The 11,196-nt window shown below is 66.4% G+C and carries 7 protein-coding genes; 2 read left to right on the top strand and 5 right to left on the bottom strand.

What is annotated here, in order from left to right:
- Window positions 1-49 precede the first annotated feature (49 nt).
- Window positions 50-1,105, bottom strand: a complete 1,056-nt coding sequence (gene mnmH / locus LZ005_RS10035) for a tRNA 2-selenouridine(34) synthase MnmH (protein ID WP_237807393.1) — start codon at window positions 1,103-1,105, stop codon at window positions 50-52.
- Complete coding sequence (locus tag LZ005_RS10040; RefSeq protein ID WP_237807395.1) at window positions 1,102-1,728, bottom strand: arylesterase; 627 nt, start codon at window positions 1,726-1,728, stop codon at window positions 1,102-1,104. Before LZ005_RS10040 ends, mnmH begins: the two co-directional genes overlap by 4 nt.
- On the opposite strand from LZ005_RS10040, the gene LZ005_RS10045 reads away from it, so the two are divergent.
- On the top strand, window positions 1,727-2,446 hold the full coding sequence (locus LZ005_RS10045) for an ABC transporter ATP-binding protein (protein WP_237807397.1): 720 nt from the start codon (window positions 1,727-1,729) through the stop codon (window positions 2,444-2,446). The two genes, LZ005_RS10040 and LZ005_RS10045, sit on opposite strands and share 2 nt — an antisense overlap.
- Here LZ005_RS10045 and LZ005_RS10050 read toward each other — a convergent pair.
- Window positions 2,443-3,918 (bottom strand): NAD(P)H-hydrate dehydratase, encoded by a 1,476-nt coding sequence (locus LZ005_RS10050; RefSeq protein ID WP_237807399.1) that lies wholly within the window; start codon window positions 3,916-3,918, stop codon window positions 2,443-2,445. The genes LZ005_RS10045 and LZ005_RS10050 overlap by 4 nt on opposite strands.
- Window positions 3,919-4,004: 86 nt before the next feature.
- On the opposite strand from LZ005_RS10050, the gene LZ005_RS10055 reads away from it, so the two are divergent.
- Complete coding sequence (locus LZ005_RS10055; protein ID WP_237807401.1) at window positions 4,005-7,595, top strand: hydantoinase B/oxoprolinase family protein; 3,591 nt, start codon at window positions 4,005-4,007, stop codon at window positions 7,593-7,595.
- A gap of 176 nt (window positions 7,596-7,771) precedes the next feature.
- On the opposite strand, the gene LZ005_RS10060 is transcribed toward LZ005_RS10055, so the two are convergent.
- Window positions 7,772-9,490 (bottom strand): lipopolysaccharide assembly protein LapB, encoded by a 1,719-nt coding sequence (locus LZ005_RS10060; protein WP_237807403.1) that lies wholly within the window; start codon window positions 9,488-9,490, stop codon window positions 7,772-7,774.
- A 52-nt stretch (window positions 9,491-9,542) separates the two neighbouring features.
- Window positions 9,543-11,174 (bottom strand): tetratricopeptide repeat protein, encoded by a 1,632-nt coding sequence (locus LZ005_RS10065; protein WP_307727790.1) that lies wholly within the window; start codon window positions 11,172-11,174, stop codon window positions 9,543-9,545.
- Window positions 11,175-11,196: the final 22 nt, after the last annotated feature.

Here is an 11,196-nt window from a genome sequence, read left to right on the forward strand (position 1 = left end):
ACGGCCCGGAGCGCAAGCCCCGGGCCGTTTTTGTTTGGGTGCTCCGGTCTCAGCCCGGATGCAGCTGGCGCGCCAGCGCGAGGAAGGCGTCTGGCGTGATATCGGCCAGTTCGACCTGCTGCGCGCGCGGGTAATGGACGAAATTGCGTTCGATCGATTTCAGATAGGCTGGGTCGTAATGGTCGACCAGCAGCTCACCGACGAGCTGAGCCATCTGGCCGCTGTTGGCGAGCGCATGCCAGGCGTCGATTTTGGCGCGGCCATGGAGTTTGACCAGGCAATCGAGCTGGCGGTTCAGCGCGGCCGGATCGGCAATGAAATGGCGGTAGTCCTCCATCAGCAGCTGGACGCGCTTCTCGTGGCTGAGCTGCAGGGAAATCACCGGCGCCTGGCGGATCGCTTCCATTAGCGCATCGGGCACGCGCAGGCTGCCGACCTTCTTGCTTTCCGATTCGACGAACACCGGCAGGGCCGGGTCGAAATGGCGCAGCTTATCCCACAGCATGGACTCAAACCATTTCTGCGGCGGCTGGGGCGCGTCCGGCACATTGCCGAGCACAGAGCCGCGGTGGACGGCGATGCCCTCCAGATCCAGCACCTGGGCGCCGATCGATTCGAGCACGTTCAGCAGGCGGCTCTTGCCGCAGCCGGTAGTGCCGCACACAGCGCGGAACTGCAGCGGCGGCAGCTGGTCCAAAGCTTGGAGGAGGGCAGTGCGGTAGGCCTTGTAGCCGCCGTCGAGCTGCACCACGGGCCAGCCAATGCGGCTGAGCACGGTCGCCATCGAACCGCTGCGGTTGCCGCCACGCCAGCAGTAGATCAGGGGCTTCCAGTCGCGCGGCTTGTCGAGCAGCTGTTGCTCGATGTGCATGCCGATATTGCGTGCGACCAGGGCCGCACCGATCTTCTTGGCTTCAAACGGGCTTTGCTGCTTGTAGATGGTGCCGACGCGCGCGCGCTCTTCATTGTCGAGCACGGGCAGGTTGATGGCGCCGGGGATATGGTCCTCGGCAAATTCATCGGGGCTGCGGACGTCGATGATGCTGTCGTAGCGGTCGAGTTCGGGCAGAACGGCATCGATGCCGAGCAGGAGAGGATATTTCATCGGGTCTTGAGCAGGGCCGCCAGTGGCGGCCAGATGGTATTCAGGATCGTCGGGTGGGCCGCGGCCGTCGGGTGGATGCGGTCGGCCTGGAACAGTTCGGGCTTGTCGGCCACGCCTTCCAACATGAAGGGCACGAGGGCGACTTTCTGCTCGCGCGCCAGCATGCCGTAGGTGTTGAAGAAGCGCTCGGTATAGTCTTTGCCGTAGTTCGGCGGCAGGCGCATGCCGACCAACAGCACCTTGGCCTTGGCCGCCTTGCTCATGCTGATCATCGTGCGCAGATTGTCTTCGGTGGCCGCCTGCGACAGGCCGCGCAGGCCGTCATTGCCGCCCAATTCGATGATGACGACCTCAGGCTGCTTGTCCTTCAGCAGGGCCGGCAGGCGCGTGCGCCCGCCGACGGTGGTCTCGCCGCTGATGCTGGCATTGACGATCTGTATATCAAGCTTCTGCGCGGCGAGCTTTTTTTCCAATAAGGCCACCCAGCCGGCGCCGCGCACCAAACCATATTCGGCGGACAAACTATCACCCAGCACAAGCAAAGTTTTTGGTGCAGAATAGGCGCTCGCCGCGAAGGCGCACAGCAGCAGGGCCAGAGCCCATTTCTTAAAAAGCATACGCATGCCAGATCATTTCGAAGCGACCGAAGTCGTGTTGGATTCCCGAGCTACGGGCCAGGTGCCCGCCATTGCCGTCAGCGGCTTGAGCAAGCGCGTGCAGGACGCGAGCGGCGCGCTGACGATTCTCGATCAGGTCGATTTTACCGTGCAAGCGGCCGAAACGCTTGCCATTGTGGGCGCCTCCGGTTCCGGCAAGTCCACCTTGCTGGGCCTGCTGGCCGGGCTCGACAGCCCCAGCAGCGGCAAGGTGCTGCTGACCGGCGTCGATCTGTACGCGCTCGATGAAGACGGCCGTGCCGCTTTCCGCAAGGAGAAGCTGGGCTTTGTGTTTCAGTCCTTCCAGCTGCTGGCGCACCTGACTGCGCTGGAGAATGTGATGCTGCCGCTGGAACTGAAGGGCGACCGCGAGGCGCGCGCCAAGGCCGAGGCCATGCTGGCGCGCGTGGGCTTGTCCAGCCGCCTGCGCCATTACCCCAAGTTCATGTCGGGTGGCGAGCAGCAGCGCGTGGCGCTGGCGCGCGCCTTTGTCACGGAACCGCCGCTGCTGTTTGCGGACGAGCCGACCGGCAGCCTGGACGCGGCCACCGGCGAACAGGTGATCGAGCTGATGTTCACGCTCAACCGCGAGCGCGGCTCGACCCTGGTGCTGGTCACGCACGACCCCTCGATTGCGGCCCGCTGCGGCCGCACCATCACGATCGCGGCCGGGCGCCTGGTTTAGGCGCACAGGCGGTTCAGCTCGGCACGGATCGCGGCTGGCAGCTCGCCCGCCGTCAGGCCGATCGGGCCGATGCCCTGGGCCACCAGGCGATCGGCCGCCGCGCCATGCAGCCACACCGCGCCCAGGGCCGCCGCGCTGCGCGGCCAGCCCTGCGCCAGCAGCGCGCCGATCAGTCCGGCCAGCACATCGCCCGTGCCAGCCGTCGCCAGCCCCGGGTTCCCGGTCGGATTGATGAACATATCGCCCTCCGGCGTGGCAATGACCGTCCCCGAGCCCTTGAGCACGACCACCGCATTCAGGCGGCCGGCCAGTTCGCTGGCGGCTGACAGCCGGTCCTGCTGGACCACGGCGGCCGTCATGCCGAGCAGGCGCGCGGCCTCGAGCGGATGCGGGGTCAGTACCGGCTGCTCATGGCGGTGCATCAGCGCATGGCGCAGGCCCTCGTCATGGGCGATCAGGTTCAGGCCGTCGGCATCGAGCACGAGCGGGCTGAAGGCATCGATGGCGCGTTGCAGGAAATGGCGCGCGGCCTTGCCATCGCCCATGCCCGGACCCGCCACGACCACGGCCTGGTTGAATTCCACGTGTTCGGCGCTGCGGTACATGACTTCCGGCTGCACCGGGTCGAGCGCCAGCGCCGGGTCGATGGCGGCCACATACACGCGGCCGGCGCCGGCCAGCAGGGCCGTGCGCGCCGCCAGCACGGGCGCCCCGCACATGCCCGACGCGCCGCCGAGAATGGCGACATTGCCGTAGGACCCCTTGTGGCCGCTGTGCGAGCGCGGCTGGCAATAGGCGGCAAAGGCGCTCGGGTCGAGCAGATGCAGGCGCGTGTCCGGCGTGCTCAGTCCAAGCGTGGCGAGCGTGACCTGACCCGCGTGTTCGCGCCCATCGGCCGTGTGCAGGCCCGGCTTGTCGCCGATGTAGGTGACGGTATGGGTCGCACGGATGGCCACGCCCTGGCCGCCGACCACACCGCCGGTATCTGCGTCGAGGCCGCTGGGGGTGTCGAGGGCCAGCACTTTGCCGCCGCGTGCGTTGACGGCCCGCACCAGCGACTTGAATTCGCCCGCCAGTTCGCGCGCGAGGCCGATGCCAAACAGACCATCCACGATCAGGTCGGCCTCGGGCAGTTGATCGTCGATCAAGGTGATGAAGCGGGCTGTGCTGGCCTGAGCGCGCGCCAGTGCCGCTTGCGCCTCGGCGGAGGGCGCGGCCCGGCCCGGGAAATGGGCCACCAGCACGGCCACCCCGGCGTCGGCCAGATTGGCCGCCACCTCGAGTGCATCGCCGCCGTTATTGCCGGGCCCAGCCAGAATCAGGGCGCGGCGCAGGCCGCCCGACCCCAAAATGGACAAGGCGACATCGGAGGCGGCGCGGCCGGCCTCGCGCATCAGGCTGCCTGGCGCCACCTCGGCAAATGCAGCCTGTTCAAGCTTTCGGATTTCAGCAACGGAATACAGCGGCCTCATACGCATCCTTTCGTGATGATGAGATTGTGCCAGCTTCCGAGGCAGTACAATAGCCGCCAGCTAACAACAACATGGAGCAGGCTGGCATGGATTGGCAATTCTGGATCGATCGCGGCGGTACGTTCACCGACATTGTGGCGCGCAAACCGGACGGCAGTCTGGTCACCCATAAGCTGCTGTCCGAAAATCCGGAGCAATACCGCGACGCCGCCGTCGCCGGCATCCGCCACCTGCTCGGCGGCACGATCAGCGCCGGGCAGATCGAGGCCGTGAAGATGGGCACCACCGTCGCCACCAATGCCCTGCTCGAACGCAAGGGCGAGCCGACGCTGCTGGCCATCACCCGAGGTTTCCGCGACGCCCTGCGCATCGCGTACCAGAACCGCCCGCGCATTTTCGACCGCCACATCGCGCTACCGGAACTCCTGTACCGCGACGTGGCCGAAATCGACGAACGCATGGGCGCGCACGGTGAGGTTGTGACGCCGCTGGACGAGGCCGCCGCACGCGCGGACCTCGAGCAAGCCTTTGCGCGCGGCTATCGCGCCCTGGCCATCGTCTTCATGCACGGCTACCGTTACCACGCGCACGAGCAAGCCGTGGCGCGCATCGCCCGCGAGATCGGCTATACCCAGGTGTCGGTCTCGCATGAAGTGAGCCCGATGATGAAGCTGGTGGCGCGCGGCGACACCACCGTGGTCGACGCCTATCTGTCGCCGATTCTGCGCCGTTACGTCGATCAAGTCGCGTCCGAGCTGCCAGGCGTGAACCTGCAGTTCATGCAGTCCAACGGCGGGCTGACCAATGCGCGCACCTTCCAGGGCAAGGACTCGATTCTGTCCGGCCCCGCGGGCGGCATCGTCGGCATGGTGCGTTCCAGCCAGTTGGCTGGTTTCGACAAGGTCATCGGTTTCGACATGGGCGGCACCTCGACCGACGTCTCCCATTTCTCGGGCGAATTCGAGCGCGTGTTCGAGACCCAGGTGGCAGGCGTGCGCATGCGCGCCCCGATGATGAGCATCCACACCGTCGCCGCGGGCGGCGGTTCGATCCTGCATTTCGACGGCAGCCGCTACCGCGTCGGCCCCGACAGCGCCGGCGCCAATCCCGGCCCGGCCGGATACCGGCGCGGCGGCCCCCTAGCCGTCACCGACTGCAACATCATGCTCGGCAAGATTCAGCCCGCGCATTTCCCTCAGGTATTCGGGCCGGATGCCAGCCAGCCGCTCGACGCCGACATCGTGCGCGCGCGCTTCACCGCCATGGCCGAGGAGATCGGCCGCGCGACCGGCAAAACGCCGACGCCCGAGCATGTGGCCGAGGGTTTCATCGACATCGCCGTTGGCAATATGGCGAATGCGATCAAGCAGATTTCCGTGCAGCGTGGTCACGATGTGACCGAGTACACGCTGACCAGTTTTGGCGGAGCCGGCGGGCAGCATGCCTGTCTGGTGGCCGACGCGCTCGGCATGAAGACCGTGTTCGTGCACGCGCTGGCCGGCGTGCTGTCGGCCTATGGCATGGGGCTGGCCGACCAGACCGCCATGCGCGAAGCCGCCGTCGAAATCCGTCTGATGGACATGGCGCCCGCCGACCTGTCCGCGCGCCTCGCGCAGCTGGCCGAACGCACACGCCAGGAATTGCTCGAGCAGGGCGTCGCGCCCGAACGTATCCGCCTGATCCGCCGCGTGCACCTGCGTTACGAAGGCACCGATTCCGCCCTGATCGTGCTGCACGGCGACACTGCCGCCATGCAGGCCCAGTTCGAGACCGCCTACAAAAAGCGCTTCAGTTTCCTGATGCCGCAGCGCGGGCTCGTGGTCGAGGCTGTGTCGGTGGAAGCGATCGGCGCCTCCGACGCGCCGGCCGAAGTGACGCCCGTGCAGGCCGAGCGCGCGGGCAAGGCCGCGCCCGACGAGCAGGTGCGGATGTACAGCGGCGGCGCCTGGCACAGCACGGCCCTGTACAAGCGCGCCGGGCTGCGCGTGGGCGACCGCCTGCCCGGACCCGCCATCATCGCCGAAGACAATGCCACCACGGTGGTCGAGCCCGGCTGGGAGGCCGAGATCACGCCGGCCAACCATATCGTCATGCGGCGCGTGCAGCCGCTGCCGGCACGGCGCGCGATTGGCACCACGGCCGATCCGGTCATGCTCGAGATCTTCAACAACCTGTTCATGTCGATCGCCGAGCAGATGGGCCTGCGCCTGCAGAACACCGCCTACTCGGTCAACATCAAAGAACGCCTCGATTTCAGCTGCGCGATTTTCGACGCCGCCGGCCAGTTGATCGCCAACGCGCCGCACATGCCCGTGCACCTGGGCTCGATGGGCGAGTCGATCAAGACCGTGATGCGCGAGAACGGCGGCCAGATGCGCGCGGGCGACGTGTTCATGCTGAACGATCCCTACAACGGCGGCACCCATCTGCCCGACGTGACCGTGATCACCCCCGTGTTCGACGCCGCCGGGCAGGAGATTCTGTTCTACGTCGGCTCGCGCGGGCACCATGCCGATATCGGCGGCACCACGCCCGGCTCGATGCCGCCCGACTCCGTCACGATCGAGGAGGAGGGCGTGCTGATCAATAACTTCAAGCTCGTCGATGGTGCCAGCGGCCAGCTGCGCGACGCCGAGACGCGCGCGCTGCTGGGCGGCGCCCGCTACCCGGCGCGCAATATCGATCAGAACATGGCCGACCTGCGCGCGCAAATCGCCGCCAACCAGAAGGGCGTGGACGAGCTGCACAAGATGGTGGCGCACTTCGGCCTCGACGTTGTGCAGGCGTATATGCGCCACGTGCAGGACAATGCCGAGGAGGCCGTGCGGCGCGTGATCACCGCGCTGAAGGACGGCGCCTACACCTACGAGCTGGACAATGGCGCGCGCATCCAGGTGGCGATCCGCGTCAACCACGCCGAGCGCAGTGCCGAGATCGATTTCAGCGGCACCTCGGCCCAGCAGCAGAACAACTTCAATGCACCGTCGGCCGTGTGCATGGCGGCCGTGTTGTACGTGTTCCGCACCCTGGTCGACGACGAGATCCCGCTCAACGCCGGCTGCCTGAAGCCGCTGAAGGTGAATATTCCCAAAGGCTCGATGCTCAATCCGAGCTACCCGGCGTCCGTGGTGTCGGGCAACGTCGAGACCTCGACCTGCATCACCAACGCGCTGTACGGAGCGCTGGGCGTGCTGGCCGGTTCCCAAGGGACGATGAACAACTTCACCTTTGGCAACGCCACCTACCAGTACTACGAGACGATTTCGGGCGGCTCCGGCGCGGGCGAGGGATTCGACGGCACCGACGTCGTGCAAACGAATATGACCAACTCCCGTTTGACCGATCCCGAGATCCTCGAGTTCCGCTTCCCGGTGCGCTTGGAGAGCTACGCGATCCGGGCGAATTCGGGCGGCGCCGGGCGCTGGCATGGCGGCAATGGCGGCATCCGCAAAGTGCGCTTCCTCGAAGCGATGACGGCCGCCATCCTCAGCAACAACCGCCTGCATGCGCCCTTCGGCATGGCGGGCGGCGCTCCAGGCAGCTGTGGCCGCAACTACGTGATCCGCGCCGACGGGCGCGAAGAAGCGCTCGGCCACATCGGCAAGACCGACATGGCCCCGGGCGACACCTTCGTCATCGAAACCCCAGGTGGCGGCGGCTACGGCCCTGCCTCCTAGAAAAATCGGGGTCAGACCCCATTTATCTCACAAGAAAATCGGGGTCTGACCCCGATTTTTCTTTGAGCTAAGGTTTTGGCCTTAACCGCCATTTTCGACCGGCGGCTGGGTGTCCGCCGCCACAAGCCTTTCCCCGCAGATAAATTGGGGTCTGACCCCGATTTGTTTGGGCGGCACTATTTGGGGTAGGTGGCGGCCACGCTGGGGTCTTGCTTTTGGGCTTGGCGCAGGTCCTCGTCGCCGTTTTGGCCTTGCTGGCGTTTGGCCAGGGCGAGGCCGTATCGGGCGCCGGCGGCGTCGGGGCGCAGCTTGAGCACGGCTTCGAACTGGCGCTGCGCTTCCGCCGGGCGCTTGAGCTGCAGCAGCAGGCGGCCGCTGGCCTCGGCCAGGCGCGCTTCGGCGTCGGGCGCAGCGCTGCGGCCCGTCTCCAAGGCGCGCAGCGCGAGCGTGGGTTCGTTCAGGCCTTGGTACAGCTGGGCCGCGGCCAGGTAGGTCTGGCCTTCCTTGGGCCAGGCTTCGAGCAACATCGCCCCTTGTGCGACGGCCTTGGCGGGATCGCCCTTGGCCTGCCACACGCGCGAACGGATCGCGTAGGCCGCATAGTTGCGGCTGTCCTGGGCGATGGCGGCGTCGGCGTCCGTCAGCGCATTATCGAGATCGTGCTTACTCTCGTAGGCAAGCGCGCGCCACAGGCGGCAGTCGGTACACTCGGAACTGCGGCTGATTGCGTCGCTCAGGCCGCTAATAGCGGCGTCGAACTTGCCGGCCTGGTAGTCGATGCGGGCGCGCACGAGGGCGATGCCGGGCTCGTTCGGGTCGAGCGCCTTGGCGCGCTGGAGATCGCGCTCGGTGCCGGCCTGGTCGCCGCCTTCAAAGCGGGCGAGGGCGCGTGCAGCCGGAATGCGCGCTTGCTGCGGCGCGAGCTGTTCGGCCTGGTCGTAGGCCTGGATCGCGGCGGGAATGTCGCGCGCGGCCATGGCCTGGCGTGCCTGGAAAATCTTCTCTTCGAGCGGGTCGCGCAGCGGCCGGGTGGCCTCGGCGCTGGCCACGGGCGCGCGCGGGCGCACCGGTGCCTTCCACTTGTTGTAGGCCATGCCGAGCACGACCATCAGCGCGGTGCCGCCGATCAGCAGATGGGGCAGGCGGCGGAACGGATCGCGTGCCTTGGCTTCGCGCGCGCGCGTGCTGGCCGCCTCGGAATGGCGCCACTCGTGCTGGGGAACAAGGGCGCCGGCCTCGCGCCACATGGCGATCGCCTGGGGACCGACCAGCACGTGCATGAGATTCGGAAAGCGCTCGAGCAGACTGTTCAGAAACGGCAGGTCGCTCAGGACTTCGGCCCGCGTCGGCACCTCGCCCGTGCGCAGGCGCTGGCACAGGCGTTTGGTTTCGAGATGGTCGGCGTAGTTCTGGCGTCCGAAGGGAATGCTTTCGTCAAGCGCGGCGTCGATGCGTTGGCCGGGCGCGCCCATGGCCAGCAGGCGGCGCCGGTCCTTCATCCAGCGGAAGCTGTGCTGGGCTGCTTCGAAAAGTTGCTCGTTGCCGGGCCGCCAGCCAGCGGCCAGGTGGCGGGCGATGTCCTGCTCGAAACCGGCCTGGGCCTCGGCTGTCTGCATGTCGGGCTCGGCCAGCACGGTGGCCAGCGCATCGCGCCAGGGCGCCACGCTGCGTTGATCGGCATACGGCAGCAAGGCCGCGCTCGCATGCAGAAAACGGGTGAACGGACTGCCTTCGCGCCCGAGCCAGGCGCGCGCGAACGCGAGGTCGGCGTCGAGGATATGTATGGCTTCGGGCTGGGTTGCAAGGCGCTCGCGTTGCTGGGCGGCGGCGGCCTCAACGCTGTTGATATCGGCAGTGCCTGGCAAGCCCAGGCGGGTGAAGATGGTCTCGCTCATTGGCTGACGGCTATCCTGCGGAAAGCCGCCATCCTAGCAGGAAAAGATTGCTTTAAACACCGATACCGTATTTGCGCCGCACGGCCTCGAATTCCTCTTCGAGTTTGGGCAGCTTGTCGTTGTGCGCGTCGATGCGTTTGATCGTATCGATGTCGCCGTAGATGCGCTCGGCCAGCGTGTGGTCCCAGCCCATCGCGTCGATCTGGCGCAGGAAGATGCGCGAGGCCGCAAACAGCACCTGCAGATTGCCCGGTTGCATATGCAGCGCTTCGAGCATGGCCTGGGTCGCGCCTTTGTGGTCGCCGGTTTTGGAGCGGTCCTCGGCCTTGGCCATGAGCTCGGCCACCTGGGCTTTGAGATGGGAATTGATGGTCTCGGCCAGATCCTCGCGCCCGTGCTTGACGAAGAACTGCACGGCCTGGGGTGCCGGCATCTCGCTGTTCGGGTCGGCCATGACGTTCATGACCACGGCCGTCGCCTCCTCGTCCAGGCTGTAGTCGAGACAGCTCTTGGCCAGATCCAGGCGCAGGCGCGTGGACAGGCCCTCGGCCGTCTTCATGCCGGCCGCGGCGGCCTGCAGCTGCTCGACCGCGGCATCGATATTGCCGTTCGCTTCCTGCATCAGTGCGGTCGAGATGGCCTTGCACACATCGACCGAGGCAACGCCGCGCAGCGAGCGCTCGAGGTCGCGGATGGTGGCAGCGGCCTGCACATTGTCATTGCGGGCGACCAGGGTGCGCACCAGATTCACATGGTCTTCGGGATTGCGGAACTCGGAATAGCGCGCCTTGATCAAGACCTGCTTGAAGCTCTTTTCGGCCATGCCGAAGTCGCCCGATTCGAGCGCGGTGTCGCCCAGCACGCGCAGGCGGCGCACCACGTGCGGCGAGATCGACACGGCCGTCTCCAGCGTGCGCTGGGCGGCCTGGACGTCGCCATTGGTCTTGTAGCAGGTTGCCAGCAGGTCGTAGGCGGCCATGAACTTCGGGTTCTCGGTCGTCAGGCGCACCAGTTCGGCCTGGGCGTCGAGCGAGCGGCCCTGGGCGATCATGGCGCGCGCCAGTCCCAGATGGGCCCAGCCGATCGGCTTGGTGGCGAGGATATTGCGGTACATCTCCTCGGCCTCGGCATATTCTTCGAGCGACATGTGCAGCTCGGCGCGCAGCTTGGCAAATTCCACCGCGTAGCGCGGCATATTCGCTTCGCCGCTGGCGCAGGACTTGATCGCCTCGCGCAGATTGCCCTGGCCGATCAGCTGATAGGTCGGCAGGAAGGCCATGCGCCGCTCGATCGCGCGCTGGATGCGGGCGCTGAGCACGTCGACAGTGAAGGGCTTGAGAATGTAATCGGTGGGCACCAGTTCGGCCGCGCTGATGACCTTGCTGTAGATGCCTTCCGAGGTAATCATGATGAAGATCGTCCACAGGCCGATCAGCTTGTGCAGGCGCAGGTCTTCCAGCAGCTGCTGGCCGTCCTGGCCGTCTTCCTGGCTGCCCAGGTCGTATTCGCACAGGATGATGTCGTACGAGCGCTTCATCAGCTGGCGGATCGCGGTCCCGGAGGACTGGGCGAACTCCACCTTGGTGATGTTCGCCTGCACCAGCATATTGTGCAATTGCCCGCGCATGCCCGGATTCGGGTCCACGATCAGCACGGACAAATTGCTGTTGTCTTGCATTCCCATTAACTAACCCTAAGTCTCACGG

Source organism: Massilia sp. TS11 (assembly GCF_022012445.1).
GTDB lineage: Bacteria > Pseudomonadota > Gammaproteobacteria > Burkholderiales > Burkholderiaceae_D > Telluria.

Excerpts from the sequence above, each read along its gene's own strand:
- mnmH (WP_237807393.1), bottom strand. The coding sequence starts at position 1,105 with ATGAAATATCCTCTCCTGCTCGGCATCGATGCCGTTCTGCCCGAACTC.
- LZ005_RS10045 (WP_237807397.1), top strand. The coding sequence starts at position 1,727 with ATGCCAGATCATTTCGAAGCGACCGAAGTCGTGTTGGATTCCCGAGCT.
- LZ005_RS10040 (WP_237807395.1), bottom strand. The coding sequence starts at position 1,728 with ATGCGTATGCTTTTTAAGAAATGGGCTCTGGCCCTGCTGCTGTGCGCC.
- LZ005_RS10050 (WP_237807399.1), bottom strand. The coding sequence starts at position 3,918 with ATGAGGCCGCTGTATTCCGTTGCTGAAATCCGAAAGCTTGAACAGGCT.
- LZ005_RS10055 (WP_237807401.1), top strand. The coding sequence starts at position 4,005 with ATGGATTGGCAATTCTGGATCGATCGCGGCGGTACGTTCACCGACATT.
- LZ005_RS10060 (WP_237807403.1), bottom strand. The coding sequence starts at position 9,490 with ATGAGCGAGACCATCTTCACCCGCCTGGGCTTGCCAGGCACTGCCGAT.
- LZ005_RS10065 (WP_307727790.1), bottom strand. The coding sequence starts at position 11,174 with ATGGGAATGCAAGACAACAGCAATTTGTCCGTGCTGATCGTGGACCCG.